15 protein-coding genes are annotated in these 14,268 nt (G+C 47.5%); 7 read left to right on the forward strand and 8 right to left on the reverse strand.

Annotated elements, in window-relative coordinates:
- Positions 1 to 106: 106 nt before the first annotated feature.
- A complete protein-coding gene (gene lytH, locus CW370_RS09150) occupies positions 107 to 1,087 on the forward strand; it encodes an L-Ala--D-Glu endopeptidase (protein WP_015714649.1) in 981 nt (326 codons plus the stop codon).
- Between the two features lie 27 nt (positions 1,088 to 1,114).
- Here lytH and yunB read toward each other — a convergent pair whose 3' ends face one another.
- From yunB to CW370_RS09185, 7 genes are all read right to left on the reverse strand, one after another.
- On the reverse strand, positions 1,115 to 1,879 hold the full coding sequence (gene yunB / locus CW370_RS09155; RefSeq protein ID WP_024573524.1) for a sporulation protein YunB: 765 nt from the start codon (positions 1,877 to 1,879) through the stop codon (positions 1,115 to 1,117).
- Positions 1,880 to 1,951: 72 nt separating this feature from the next.
- Entirely contained in the window at positions 1,952 to 2,257 is a 306-nt protein-coding gene (locus CW370_RS09160) for a YunC family protein (protein ID WP_014665249.1), read from the reverse strand.
- A gap of 64 nt (positions 2,258 to 2,321) precedes the next feature.
- Positions 2,322 to 3,710 carry a bifunctional metallophosphatase/5'-nucleotidase gene (locus CW370_RS09165; RefSeq protein WP_024572474.1) on the reverse strand — a complete coding sequence of 463 codons (1,389 nt, stop codon included), beginning with the start codon at positions 3,708 to 3,710 and terminating at the stop codon, positions 2,322 to 2,324.
- 19 nt (positions 3,711 to 3,729) lie between these two features.
- Positions 3,730 to 4,551, reverse strand: coding sequence for a sulfite exporter TauE/SafE family protein (locus CW370_RS09170; RefSeq protein ID WP_024572475.1), 822 nt, complete (start codon positions 4,549 to 4,551; stop codon positions 3,730 to 3,732).
- A gap of 17 nt (positions 4,552 to 4,568) precedes the next feature.
- On the reverse strand, positions 4,569 to 5,417 hold the full coding sequence (locus tag CW370_RS09175; protein WP_003243895.1) for a DUF72 domain-containing protein: 849 nt from the start codon (positions 5,415 to 5,417) through the stop codon (positions 4,569 to 4,571).
- A gap of 37 nt (positions 5,418 to 5,454) precedes the next feature.
- Positions 5,455 to 5,802 carry a YunG family protein gene (locus CW370_RS09180; protein ID WP_024572477.1) on the reverse strand — a complete coding sequence of 116 codons (348 nt, stop codon included), beginning with the start codon at positions 5,800 to 5,802 and terminating at the stop codon, positions 5,455 to 5,457.
- A 96-nt stretch (positions 5,803 to 5,898) separates the two neighbouring features.
- Positions 5,899 to 7,239, reverse strand: a complete 1,341-nt coding sequence (locus tag CW370_RS09185; RefSeq protein ID WP_029946154.1) for an allantoinase — start codon at positions 7,237 to 7,239, stop codon at positions 5,899 to 5,901.
- Positions 7,240 to 7,413: 174 nt separating this feature from the next.
- Here CW370_RS09185 and pucR point away from each other — a divergent pair, with 174 nt between their 5' ends.
- From pucR to uraH, 5 genes are all read left to right on the forward strand, one after another.
- Positions 7,414 to 9,009, forward strand: a complete 1,596-nt coding sequence (gene pucR / locus CW370_RS09190) for a purine catabolism transcriptional regulator PucR (RefSeq protein WP_014477890.1) — start codon at positions 7,414 to 7,416, stop codon at positions 9,007 to 9,009.
- 144 nt (positions 9,010 to 9,153) lie between these two features.
- Entirely contained in the window at positions 9,154 to 10,503 is a 1,350-nt protein-coding gene (gene pucJ / locus CW370_RS09195; protein ID WP_024571967.1) for a uric acid permease PucJ, read from the forward strand.
- A gap of 5 nt (positions 10,504 to 10,508) precedes the next feature.
- Positions 10,509 to 11,801 carry a uric acid permease PucK gene (gene pucK, locus CW370_RS09200; protein ID WP_029946153.1) on the forward strand — a complete coding sequence of 431 codons (1,293 nt, stop codon included), beginning with the start codon at positions 10,509 to 10,511 and terminating at the stop codon, positions 11,799 to 11,801.
- Between the two features lie 12 nt (positions 11,802 to 11,813).
- Complete coding sequence (pucL, locus tag CW370_RS09205) at positions 11,814 to 13,298, forward strand: factor-independent urate hydroxylase (RefSeq protein ID WP_101169589.1); 1,485 nt, start codon at positions 11,814 to 11,816, stop codon at positions 13,296 to 13,298.
- Positions 13,298 to 13,642 carry a hydroxyisourate hydrolase gene (uraH, locus tag CW370_RS09210; protein WP_015384566.1) on the forward strand — a complete coding sequence of 115 codons (345 nt, stop codon included), beginning with the start codon at positions 13,298 to 13,300 and terminating at the stop codon, positions 13,640 to 13,642. The genes pucL and uraH overlap by 1 nt, the downstream gene beginning before the upstream one ends.
- A 184-nt stretch (positions 13,643 to 13,826) precedes the next feature.
- Here uraH and CW370_RS09215 read toward each other — a convergent pair whose 3' ends face one another.
- Complete coding sequence (locus tag CW370_RS09215) at positions 13,827 to 14,030, reverse strand: hypothetical protein (protein ID WP_024573587.1); 204 nt, start codon at positions 14,028 to 14,030, stop codon at positions 13,827 to 13,829.
- Positions 14,031 to 14,064: 34 nt separating this feature from the next.
- Between CW370_RS09215 and yuzJ the strand changes: the two genes are divergently transcribed.
- Positions 14,065 to 14,196, forward strand: a complete 132-nt coding sequence (gene yuzJ / locus CW370_RS09220) for a YhzE/YjcZ family sporulation protein YuzJ (protein ID WP_009968115.1) — start codon at positions 14,065 to 14,067, stop codon at positions 14,194 to 14,196.
- Positions 14,197 to 14,268: the final 72 nt, after the last annotated feature.

Below are 14,268 nucleotides of genomic sequence, written 5' to 3' on the forward strand. Positions count from 1 at the left end.
ACACTTTAACATAGGAAAAATTTCTCGACAAGGGAAGATGATTACTGACATTTTTAAGCCGGGTTGCCGCAAACTATGTGTATTCAATATGAAAGGAGATTATTTTGTGAAAGTTTTGTTATCCGCTCTTCTTCTCCTTTTGTTTGCATTTGAGCCTTCTGCGTCTGGAAAAAAACTTTCAGATCCAGTGCTGTCGAAACGGATGGAATTATATCATAAAATCGAAGCTGTGACGCAGATCCCTTGGTATGCGCTCGCCGCTGTTGATCAATACGAGGAAAACGTGCGGAGCAACCGGAAAGATCTGCCTGACAAGGCGGGAATCATCAGCATCTATATACCCGATGACATCTGGAGCGGGCCTGAAAACCCGAATCCGAAAGACGATGCGCCGTTAAGCATTAAAGTGTTTGACGGAATCGGAATGGATGGCGATGGAGACGGGAAAGCCGAGGTCAGCAACGATGAAGATATTTTGTATACGTTCAGCCAATACTTACTGTCGTATGGCACAGATGAAGACAACATCCGGATCGGGCTTTGGAATTATTACCGGCGTGATCAGACAGTGGGGATCATATCTGAATTCATGAAGCTGTTTAAAGCCTACGGCCATATTGATCTGGGCGAGCATGCATTCCCGCTTCCGATCAGAACCGATTACAGCTATCGAAGCACGTGGGGAGATGCCCGCGGCTTCGGAGGAAGGCGGATTCATGAAGGTACGGATATCTTTGCCCATTACGGCCTTCCTGTCAAATCCACATGTTACGGCGTAGTTGAAATGAAGGGCTGGAACCGCTTCGGAGGATGGAGAATCGGCATCAGAGACATTAACAATACGTATCATTATTTTGCCCATCTCAATGGGTTTGCCAAAGGGATTAAAACAGGACAAATCGTTGAGCCTGGCCAAGTGATCGGATCAGTCGGCAGCTCCGGATACGGCCCGCCGGGAACCGCCGGGAAGTTCCCGCCGCATCTGCACTATGGCATGTACAAAGATAACGGAAGAACCGAATGGTCATTTGATCCATACCCGCATTTGAGGGCGTGGGAGCGATATGAATACCAAAAAAAGAAGTAACAAAAAGCCGCCTCTTCGACAGGCGGCTTATTTGCTGCTTTTTTCTTTTTTTGAATCGGCACCGTCTTCTTTGCTGCTCGGAAGCTGGACAGAAGGCGTGACACCCGAGCCGCCGCTTCCATTATAAAACTGCGGCACTTCGCCCTGCACTGCTTTAATCGATACAGGAACATTATTTGTGACGACAGCGGTTTTGCTGGCAAATGGAATGATGACCTTCACTTTAATTTCGACAAAGATGCTGATATCAATAAGTGCGTTATTTATGCCATACGGCTTGATTTTGGTTTTGACATCTGTAAAAGCGTCACCGATTAAATTGAACCGGACCGGGATTTTCGGCCCGAGGTTTCCAAGAAGGCTGTTGCCGGTTACCTGTCCCAGCGGAATGTTGATCATAATGTTTTCACTGGCGCCGCTGTGTCCGGTATGGGTTTCCATCTCTTTCAAATGAGCCTGAAGCTGCTTTGTCACTTTTGTTTTCACACTGTTTACAACCTGTGTATTAAAATCGATTGTCGTTAAGTTTCCGTTTTCATCAGAATTCATTTGAAACATATCTTTCATATTTTCACTGTCAGACATATAGTCCTCAATCGAATCCTGGATCACCTCTGTCGCTATACGCTTCGTTTCCATCTCGCCGATGTCCATTAAAACAGGTTTAATCGAGCCATTGATCATCCAAAGGCTGACCGTTGTTGACAGGATAAAAAAGACAACGGACAGGAGCATCACGTAACGGAAAGGCAAAGGTCCTCTCTTGCGAAAAGGGCCGCGATATCTTGGCAAGAAAATCCCCCCTTACATATCACAATGTATGCTTGTAAGAGGGGACATAGTAATAGCCGGAGCCAATTTATTTTATTTCACCATTTTTAAAAGCGCTTCTCTGCCGCTCATGCCGACTTGAATGCCAAGATCTTCCGCGGCGTACGTGACGGATTCTAAAGGTGCGTCTAACAGCTGGTCAATGGTGCGGACACCAACTGCCCGCCCCGCCACGATGCCGCGCTCCTTTAATTTTTCATTCAGCAGCGCCACATCAAGTGCGCCGCACATAATGTATCCGTGATCATTGGTGACGGCCATAAAATTCGTTTTGGGAAGCTTTACTGTCACAGCTGTAAAAGGCTGTCCTTCTATCATGATCGGTGTCAGGTTTACCACGTCAACCACTCCCTTCATTCATCACTTTATGATGAAGGGCACAGCTTGTTGTGGGCTGACTGCCTTATTGCGCAAGCTTCCAAGCAAGCAGATCCCGCAAAAATTCCGGCATAAAATATTCTTTTTCTGCAGCGTCGCGAATCAGCGGAAACAGTTTGCCGAGCGTAAACATATCAAGCACCGCAACGGAGTATTGTTTATGTTTTTCAATATCTTTCCCGTTCAGTGTGATCCGGGTGACGTGGGTGATCCCGTCATCGAGCCGTTTCGTTTCTACCTCAACGCCGGCATACACCATTTTCCCCATCACTTCTCCGCGGAAGCCGAGTCCTTTGATCCGGAGCTGCTCCATTTGTTCGGAAGCGGCATGGACAATGGTTTCCTTCAGTTCTTCTCCCGTCAGGCGGACAGCCACCGGGTTGATCGGATGCGGACAGATTCGGTGCAGATCCAGCTTTGTCACAGGACCTGCTTTAAGCGGACCGAGAATGACACCTGAATTGACCATACTGATGTCCGTCTCGCACCATTCCTTTAAGGCGTATGCCAAAAGCAAAGGCAGCTCTGATTCTTCAAACCACTTCACCTCAGCATCTTGTGCAAGCTCTGCAACGGCATCGGACAACTTCTCCTCGGCTTCACGTTCTTTTTCATTGAGAAACGCTTTTGTTTCTGCGGATTCTCCTGTCCATTCCGCCATGTTCTGCACAGAAGCCGTTTTGCTGATGATGCTTCGCTGTACGCTGTCCACCGTGATTTCTACACAGCCGACATAATGCCCGTATTTCTCGGCGCTGGCCAGCAGTACCCCATTAACCACTTGTCCATCTTCAAGCAAATGATGGGTATGTGATTCGAGGATTACATCAATCTCAGGCACCGCTTCAGCCACTGCCTGATCATCAAGAATGCCTAAATGTGACAGCAGAACGATAATATCAGCCTGCCCTTTCACTTCCAGAATGGTTTCCTTTATACTTTCAAGGGCATCCGTTACTGTCCACCCCAGCTTGTCATAAACAGGATAATACGGCACAGTTACACCTAAGAAAGCAATGGACATACCGTTTTTCAATGATTTGATATGGTAAGGCACCGCCCAGGACGGACGGTTTCCATTTTTATCAAACAGGTTAGAGACGATGACAGGAAATTCAGCATGATCATATAAGGCAGCAAGCTCTTCATGCGGAAGCGTAATCCCTTCGTTATTGCCGATCGCCGCTCCATCAATGTGAAGGCGGTTTAAGAGATCGACATTCGCTTTTCCGAATGTCGCCTCTGTCACGAATTGAAAACGATCTAGATGATCGCCAATATCAAAAACGAGCGTCTCTTCGCCGTCTGACTGATGCTCTTTTCTTTTCTGCTCGATATAATCTACAATTTTCGGCCAGTTTTCAAAATGGCTGTGCAAATCATTTGTATGATATAAGCGGAGCTTCTCCTTCATAATATCTCTCCCTAATCGTTCAGCTGAAAATGCCTTCATAAATGAGCTGGCAGCCGATCAAAATCAATACGATCCGCATGATCATAACGATCGTTTTCGTCTGCATTTTTCTGTTGATGGCGGCGCCAAGCTTTCCGCCGAACCAAGCGCCGGGCACAAGCGCGAGGGCGTACAGCCAATTGACGTGCCCGGAAATCATATGTGAAACAGACCCTGTCATAGAAGACAGGAAAATAATAAACATGGACGTTGCCACCGCAACCTTCGGCGGAAACAGAAATAACAGCATCATCGCCGGAACCATCAGTGATCCGCCGCCTATACCGAAAAGTCCGCCTAAAAAACCGACAACAAAGGCAATGGCAATACCGACAGGGGCCTGATATGAGTACGTATAAGGCTCACCGGCATCATCCTGAAATGTCCGAATAATGCCTTTGTGCGCTTTGTTGATTGGCCGGGCTTTCGCTTTCAGCATTAAGGATAATGAAATCAGAATCATAAAAATGCCAAACCAAACGGAAAACGAGTTTGAATTGAACAGCTTTGACACGTAAGCCCCGATCATGCTGCCGGGACCTGAACCGATAAAGAAAATGAGCCCGCTCTTATAATCAACGGTTTTATATTTAATATAAGCCAAAGTTGAAGAAAGACCCGTAAAAATAATGACCAAAAGCGAAGTTCCAATCGCAACCTGCGGCGTCACATCCTGAAACAGCTCCGTCACTGTGCTTAAAAACATCAGAGACGGCACAATGACAATTCCGCCGCCAAGCCCGATCAGACTTCCTACCGTACCTGCGATTAATCCCAGGACGACCAAAATCACAAACGACATCAGTAAAAACCTCTTTTCTAAAATAAATCGAGCTGTCTCGGAGCAAGTCCGCTGTACTCGATATCAAGCAGTTCAAGCATCTGCTTGCCGTTATCCGCGGCGTCACCGCCGGAATTGTTGTTGAACAGAACAAAAACATCCTTACATTGCTGCTGCAATTCATTCAGGTGCTTTTTCCAATCCTCCAGCTCCTGTTGGTTGTAGCGGTATAAGTACCTGACCTCCCGCCAGTTTTTCCCGCCATCAGGCTTCATCCAGCCCTGCTTGTTGCGTCCGTGAAATCTGACGAGCGTTTTGTTTTCATCGGTCGCGCGCAACACAGTCGGAACGCTACCTTCTCCGATTTGTGGTTCATCACAGACACTGTGAATCCAGCCTTCCGCTTTCATAAATGAAAGCGTCTGCTCATAAAATGGCGGCGAGAACCAGGAACGGTTTCTGAATTCAAGCGCACAAGGGATATCTCCCATTTGGTGCTTGCACCATCTCAAATAGGCGACATTCTCCTTCTTGCAGTCAAACCACGGCGGAAATTGAAACAGCACCATGGCGAGCTTATTGCTATGTAAATATGGCGTTAAAGACACCTTAAACGCATCAAACATCTCCTCTTTTGAGTCAAAGGGAATTTCGCCGCGCTGATGCCCTGTCATGCCCTGATATGCTTTCACGATAAATTGGAAGGTTTCGGGCGTTTCCTTCACCCACTTTTCATTATTGCGCGCCGGCTGAATCGCGTAAAAACTCGCGTCTAATTCCACGATCGGAAAATGGGAGGAATAGGCCTGCAATTTTTTCTGGCTGGCCGTTTTCGGCGGATAGATGCTGTCATGATCCCCCCACCCCGTCAGTCCGATATAAATCACACTCATTCACCTCTCTTCCAGTTTATCACACGTGTTTTCAGGTTTCCTCGGAAATGCTGTTCATATGGCGGGAAAATGCAGAGCGAAGATGCTGATATTGTTCCTCATTCGTATCTAAAAACGCCTCTTCTCTTGAGGAAGGAATATGCTGATAATCAATAGGCGCCTGAAACTGCTCACTCGTAAAATCGAACATCACACCATTGATGCTGTTGTAAAAATGCCAGCTCTCACCGACTTTTGTTTTGAAAATCGTGCCGCCGAAATGGTCTTGAATCACCAATGCCGTCACGCCGCATTGGCCGCATGACGGGCATTCTTCCGTCCATTTAGAGCTCGTATGGCGCGACCAGGATTGCTTAAGTATGTATTTGACATGTTCCATTGCCTCCGCCTCCTTTAAAAAAAGATACCACGTTGATGAGATTTTAAAAACTAGAACGGAGGAAATCAAAAAACCCGGCGGTAAAATCCGCCGGGCTTACGAAGGAACGACCAGAGCTCCGTCAATTTCAGTGACTTTTTCCCCATCATTGTACACGCACCGGCCTTTGCTGTAAGTGGCCGAAATGCTGCAGGGAAATGTATGTCCTTCGTAAATGCTTTTTTTATGCTTTGCAAACATCGATTCTCTTGTAACAGTGTACGGCTCCATGCTGACGAGCACGAAATCTGCATCACACCCCGCCTCAAGCCGCCCTTTTTTCTGAAGGCCGAATCGTTTTGCAGGGGCCGCCGCTGTCCATTCTGCGATGGTTTCAAACGGAATCTGATGCTCAAGCGCCAGTTCCAGCATTCCTAATAAAGTGAACTGCCCGCCGCTGATTCCGCCCCATGATAAAAACATGTTATCCTCCCGTTTCAAGGATGGACGGCAGGGGGAATGGTCTGAGGAAACCATGTCAATATCCCCGGCAATGAGCGTCTCGATCAGCGTCTCTTTTGATTGCCGTGACCGGAGCGGAGGCGCGCATTTTGCGACAGAGCCCCTTTGCCGTAAATCGTCATGGCTGAACAAGACATAATGCGGGCATGTTTCAACCGAAACATCAAGACCTTCCTGTTTCGCCTCTCTGATCAGCCGGACCGCTTTCGCCGTGCTGATATGGACAAAATGAACCGGACAGCCTGTCACCTTCGCATACTGAATCGTGCGATACACCGCTTCAACTTCTGCTTCCTCCGGGCGGGAGGCGGCGTACGCATCCGCGTCCACCTTTCCTTTATTGGCCAAAACCATCTGCAAGTAGCTTGTGATCGCGTCACTTTCCGCGTGGAGAGCGAGGATTTTTCCTGCAGCCGCGATTTCTGCCATGCCTTTGAGCAACGTCCGTTCATCAACAGAGCGGAACTCATCAGTGCCTGACTTTGATAAAAACGCTTTAAACCCGATCGCTCCCGCTTCAGCCATTGGACGGATGTCCTCGATATGGCCTGGCACAAGGCCGCCCCATAGCGCAAAATCCACGGCAGATTTTTGCCTGCCTAGCTCAGCTTTTGCGAGAAGATGCTCTGCCGTCACGGTTGATGGAATACAGTTGAGCGGCATATCAAAATAGGTGGTGCAGCCGCCTGCGGCCATCATTTGAGAACCTGTTTCAAACCCCTCCCAATCCTCCCTGCCCGGTTCATTAAAATGAACATGGCAGTCTATCACACCAGGAAACACGTATTTCCCGTCTGCCTGGATGATTTCCGTCCCGCTTGCTTCAATGTCAGAACCTATCTCGGCAATGACACCGTTTTGAACTGCAATATCAGCTTCTATAACGCCATTTGGCGTAACTGCCTTCGCACCTTTTATCACCATATCGTAAGCCATATTGATCCCCCCATATAAGGATAATGATTTTTCATGTCAGTTTATGTCACACAATCAGTTCTATTTTCCACAGTTTACTGCTACTATGATCGTATTACATCAGCAAAACCGCTAGAATTCCTATTGAAAATTATTCACCTTAACCAATGTTTTTATAGAAAAGGAGAATGCGCTATGAATATTTTTGATGTGATGAAAATACCGGCTTTTGAAAACGCCAATTTAATCGCTGGAAAAGCAGGAGGGGAAAGAGAGGTTCAGCATGTCAATATGATGGACGCTCCGGATATCGCAGACTTTTTGCATAAGAATGAATTGCTCGTCACCACCGCCTATCACCTGAAGGATCACCCGCATCAATTATCTGAACTGATTCGGCAAATGGCAAAACGTGGCTGCGCGGGCCTCGGCATTAAAACAAAGCGCTATCTGGAAGATATCCCGAAGGAAATCATCGAACTGGCCGATTCATATGCGTTTCCAATCATTGAGCTTCCGGAACATATCCGACTCGGCGATATTGTGAATGCCACACTCAGCCATATTCTCGATATGCGTTCTAACGAGCTGCAGCAAGCCATTTACGCGCATAAAAAATTCACAAACCACATTATGAGCGGCAAGGGGCTGCAATCCCTCCTCAAAAAGGTGTCAGACCTCCTTCAGCTTCCCGTGCTGCTGCTTGACCAGCATGCCAAAATGCTGTCTGCTTCTCATCAGATTTCAGTTGAGACCGAAAAGCTGAAAGGCACCCTGAATACCGTATCCGGGCCGTTTTTTACTTGTTTCTCTACAATCTCAGATCAGAAAACATATTCTGTCCTGCCTATTTATAATCACGAAAAAAACTGCGGCTACCTGCTGATACCGGACATGGTGCAGGCCGGCGATAAAGGATTGATCCTCACTATTGAACAAGCGGCCAACGTCATTTCCTTTGAACTGCTGAAGGAAAATGCGCTGAAACAGTTCAGCCGGCGGGCCCGCAATGAGTTTTTCAACAATTTTATTGAGCGGTCCTTTTCTTCAGATGACGAAATCAAAAACCGGGCGAAAGAATTCAAGCTGCGCTGGGATCAAAAATACATGTGCATTGCCGGCAAACTCGATCGCAATGACGAATCAATCAGCTTTACAGAAAATCAGCTCGCTTCCGACAGCGTATTCGAATTTCTTGAAGGTGAATTATCAGCCTTCCCGTTTCCGCCTCACTTCTTTATGAAAGGAAACGTCGGCATTATTCTAATCGAAGCGACAGACAGCTGGAGTGAAATGCACGCCTCGGTGATCAGCTTTTTAGAACAGTTCCAAACACAGGTCAGCGCTCAATTTAAACGAACCGTGTCCTTTGGCATCAGCAATATCTGCCAAAAGCTCATTGATGTTCCCGACGCTTTCACAGAAGCTTCTGATGCTCTGCAATCGGGGCATTTGTCAAGAAGCACCGCATTTATCCAGGTGTATCACGCCAAAGATGTGCCTGAGCTTCTGCGCTTGCTCCCGGTTGAGGATTTGAAGAAATTTTACAACTCCACGCTTCAGAGCCTCGCTGAAAAACAGCAGGAGGATCAAAGCCTGCTTCATACGCTTTCCGTCTATTTAGAGACACACTGCCAAATTTCAGAGACGGCAAAGCGTCTGTACGTTCATCGCAATACGGTCATATACCGCCTTGAAAAATGCGAAGAGCTGCTGGGGAAAAGCTTAAAAGATCCTGAAACAACGATGCGTTTGCGGCTTGCCTTACGTATGCAGCGGCTGATCAGCTAACGTTTGTCACATTCTCTTACAAAATGAATCATTTTTCGTCACTTTCAGCAATCACACCTGTCTTTTTCAGCTACTGTATCCAATGACACCCCTTGATCGGCACGATATCATGTTACTAAAGTTCACATACAAGGAGGGACTATAGTGAAAAAAAGATCGTTTAAGGTGTTTACGCTTAGCCTGCAGCATGTGCTCGCCATGTATGCAGGTGCGATTTTGGTGCCCCTGCTTGTCGGCAGGGCGCTGAATGTAACAACTGAACAGCTGTCCTACCTATTGGCGATTGACCTGTTAACGTGCGGCATCGCGACGCTTTTGCAAACCTTGCGCGGAGCATACATCGGCATCGGGCTTCCCGTCATGCTTGGCAGTTCATTTGTGGCCGTCACCCCGATGATTGCAATCGGCAGCAATTACGGCATTCACGCGATTTACGGTTCCATCATCGCGGCCGGTGTGTTCATCTTTTTGTTTGCGCGTTTTTTCGGCAAGCTGACTGTGTTATTTCCTCCTGTCGTAACAGGTACCGTTGTGACCTTGATCGGCCTTTCACTTGTTCCGGCAGGTGTGAAAAATATGGCTGGCGGCGAAAAAATAAACGGCAGTGCCAACCCCGAATACGGTTCGCTCGAAAACCTTCTTCTCTCTGTCGGTGTCCTTGTTCTGATCTTAGTCCTCAACCGCTTTCTCAAAGGATTTGCCCGAACACTGTCCGTTCTTATCGGAATAGCCGCCGGAACAGCGGCAGCAGCGATCATGGGCAAAGTCAGCTTTTCTTCTGTTACAGAAGCACCGTTCTTCCAAATCCCGAAGCCTTTTTACTTCGGAGCCCCAACGTTTGAAATCGGTCCGATCTTAACGATGCTGATCGTCGGAATCGTCATTATTGTGGAATCAACCGGCGTTTTCTATGCAATCGGAAAGATATGCGGCAGACCTTTAACTGAAAAAGACCTCGTCAAAGGCTATCGAGCGGAAGGAATCGCCATTCTCATCGGCGGGCTGTTCAATGCCTTTCCTTATAATACCTTTGCTCAAAACGCCGGCTTATTGCAGCTGACCAAAGTGAAAGCAAGAAACATCGTCGTTACCGCAGGCTGTATCCTTGTCTGTCTCGGACTGATTCCGAAGATTGCCGCCCTTGCATCTGCCGTTCCTGCTGCTGTACTTGGCGGCGCGACCGTCGTCATGTTCGGCATGGTGATTGCCTCCGGCGTCAAAATGCTCAGCATAGCGGATCTCACAAATCAATACCACCTCCTGACCATCGCATGCTCAATCGCACTCGGCATCGGCGCCAGCACGGTCCCCGGGATTTTTGCTGAATTCCCCGCTCCGATCCGGATTCTGGTCAGTGACGGCACCATCACTGGCAGCCTGACCGCTATCTTTTTGAATCTATTTTTCAGCTTGCGCGGCAAAAAAGACAAAACAGCTCAGAAAACTGAACTTCTGGTATTAGAACATACACTTGCATTAGAAAAAGAGGTGTAAAAAAGATGAAGGAACAGCACAATGCCTTTCAGCTGATGATGCTGGGGCTTCAGCACATGCTTGCCATGTATGCGGGAGCCATTCTCGTTCCGCTGATCGTCGGAGCGGCGATCGGGCTGAATGCGGGGCAGCTGACGTATTTAATCGCGATTGATTTGTTTATGTGCGGGGCGGCAACTCTTTTGCAGCTCTGGAGAAACCGATATTTCGGCATCGGCCTTCCCGTTGTGCTCGGATGCACGTTTACCGCAGTCGGCCCGATGATTTCCATCGGCAGCACTTACGGTGTCCCAGCGATATATGGTGCCATTATCGCCGCAGGACTGATTGTCGTCTTAGCCGCGGGCTTCTTCGGGAAGCTTGTCCGTTTTTTTCCGCCTGTCGTAACCGGATCAGTCGTCATGATCATCGGCATCAGCCTGATTCCAACGGCAATGAATAACCTGGCCGGAGGTGAAGGAAGCAAAGAATTCGGCTCACTCGACAACGTGCTACTCGGGTTTGGCGTCACAGCTTTTATCTTATTGCTGTTTTATTTCTTTAAAGGTTTTATCCGCTCCATAGTGATTTTACTCGGTCTTATCGCAGGAACAGCCGCTGCATATATCATGGGAAAGGTCGATTTCTCTGAGGTTTTGGAGGCGTCTTGGCTTCATGTTCCGTCTCCGTTTTATTTCGGACCGCCAACCTTTGAGCTGCCGGCTGTTGTCACGATGCTTCTCGTTGCGATTGTCAGCCTCGTTGAATCGACAGGTGTTTACTTTGCGCTTGCGGATATCACAAACCGCAGACTGTCGGAGAAGGATCTGGAAAAGGGCTACCGGGCAGAAGGCCTTGCGATTTTGCTGGGCGGCTTATTTAACGCGTTTCCTTATACAGCTTTCTCACAGAATGTCGGCATCGTTCAGCTTTCAAAGATGAAAAGTGTCAACGTCATCGCCATCACAGGAATCATACTGGTCGCGATCGGCCTGGTTCCAAAAGCAGCGGCCCTGACAACAGTGATCCCCACCCCAGTTCTCGGCGGCGCAATGATCGTCATGTTCGGTATGGTCATTTCTTACGGGATCAAAATGCTATCCAGCGTTGACCTTGATTCGCAAGGCAACCTGCTGATTATCGCCTCTTCCGTCAGCTTAGGGCTTGGCGCTACAACAATTCCCGCGTTGTTTTCATCTCTTCCGGGCGCGGCCTCTGTCTTGGCAGGAAGCGGAATTGTGATCGGCAGTTTGACGGCCATTGCACTGCACGCTTTTTTTCAAACCAAACAGTCGAATGGCGCAGACATAAAAACGTAAAGGAAGATGCCAATGTTCACAATGGATGACCTGAACCAAATGGACACACAAACACTGACAGACACACTTGGCTCTATTTTTGAACACTCTTCATGGATTGCGGAGAGATCCGCAGCACTACGGCCGTTTTCGTCGCTTTCTGATCTTCACCGCAAAATGACTGGCATTGTAAAAGCCGCGGATCGCGAGACACAGCTTGATTTAATCAAAAAGCATCCCCGGCTCGGAACAAAGAAAACAATGAGCAATGACTCGGTACGAGAGCAGCAGAACGCGGGGCTCAGCAAATTAGAACAGCAGGAATACGAGGAGTTTCTCAAGCTGAATGAACACTATTATGATCGCTTCGGCTTTCCTTTTATTTTAGCGGTGAAGGGAAAGACGAAACAGGACATTCACCAAGCCCTTCTGGCAAGGCTTGAGAGCGAACGAGAAACGGAGTTCCAGCAGGCCCTTATAGAAATTTACCGAATCGCCCGCTTTCGTCTGGCTGACATCATCACTGAAAAAGGAGAGACGCAAATGAAAAGAACCATGTCTTATGGCAAAGGAAATGTATTTGCATACCGAACGTTTTTAAAACCGCTCACTGGAGTGAAGCAAATCCCAGAATCATCTTTTGCCGGGAGAAGCAATACCGTTGTCGGCGTTGATGTGACATGCGAAATTGGCGGAGAAGCCTTCCTGCCATCATTTACAGACGGAGACAATACTCTCGTCGTGGCAACGGATTCAATGAAAAACTTTATCCAGCGCCATCTCGCATCCTATGAAGGAACGACAACCGAGGGGTTCCTACACTATGTAGCTCACCGATTTTTAGATACCTATTCTCATATGGACAAGATCACTCTGACTGGCGAAGACATTCCGTTTGAAGCAATGCCTGCATACGAGGAGAAAGAGCTCAGCACAAGCCGCCTCGTCTTCAGAAGATCGCGTAATGAACGAAGCCGCTCTGTGCTGAAAGCAGAACGAAGCGGGAATACCATAACGATTACAGAGCAATACAGCGAAATCATGGATCTTCAGCTCGTCAAGGTGAGCGGCAACTCCTTCGTCGGCTTCATCCGGGACGAATATACGACTCTTCCCGAAGACGGCAACCGCCCGCTGTTTGTCTATTTAAACATCAGCTGGCAATATGAAAATACAAATGACGCATACGCTTCTGATCCAGCCCGCTACGTCGCAGCTGAACAAGTCCGCGACTTGGCAAGCACCGTTTTTCACGAGCTCGAAACCCCTTCAATCCAAAACTTAATCTATCATATCGGCTGCAGAATATTAGCAAGGTTCCCGCAGCTCACTGATGTCAGCTTCCAATCTCAAAATCACACGTGGGATGCGGTTGTCGAAGAAATCCCGGGCTCACAAGGAAAAGTCTACACCGAACCGCGCCCGCCATACGGTTTCCAACATTTTACCGTGACAAGAGAAGACGCCGAGAAAGAAAAACAGAAAACCGCTGAAAAATGTCGGAGCCTGAAAGCCTGATGGGAAAACTGACAACCCATATTTTAGATTTAACCTGCGGCAAACCAGCGGCGAACGTAAAAATTGAATTGAAGCGGCTGGGCGAAAGTATTATGAAAGAGGTTTACACTAACAATGACGGCAGAGCCAATGTCCCTCTGCTGGCTGGTGAAGAGCTGGTTTCCGGAGAGTATGTGATGGAATTTCATGCAGGAGACTATTTTGCGAATAAAAACGTGAATACGGTCGACCAGCCATTTTTAACCATAGTCACCGTCCGTTTTCAGCTTTCAGATCCAGATGCACATTATCATATCCCGCTCTTGCTGTCGCCGTTTGGTTATCAGGTGTATAGGGGGAGTTAAGAAGGAAGCCCGCCGGTGAGGCGGGCTTCTATTTGCACTTCAATAAACTTTTGATCCTAGGACAGTATTTGCAGTAATCCCACGCTTAGTGAAACAACAGCTTGAATAAACATTCACCAATATTTTTCAGGATAATTGCCTACGAGAAAAACATCCTGTAGTCCTTTCATTTATAAATCGGGTTTCAAACTAATAAGTCAGCTCTTAACAGCCGAGTTCCCTTTTCCAATCCTATAAACAGACCGCGTTTTTTCTCAAAAAAATACTTTGAAGACAATTGCTGCGGTTTTAATAGTTTAGATAATGCGTTCTCTCTTACACCTTTAGACAAAATATTCATTTTTTCTTTTTTAGACTTAAATCTATGTCGAAAATGATCGTTTGGCATATCTTATACTATCTCCACTAAAGGAGGTGACATTATGGGATTCTACAATTCTGGTGGATATAGTGGAAACTCTGGTTACTCAAACGGTTTCGGGAGCTCCTTCGCTTTGATCGTGGTGCTATTCATTTTGTTGATCATTGTTGGAGCAGCTATCTTTAATTATTAAGTTTAACTTTCCTTGCCTCCGCCGTATCCAACACCTCCCTGTCCGACAGACGCCATAAGAAGTTTTTATGGC

This window comes from Bacillus sp. SN32, from assembly GCF_002837495.1.
Taxonomy (GTDB): domain Bacteria; phylum Bacillota; class Bacilli; order Bacillales; family Bacillaceae; genus Bacillus; species Bacillus subtilis.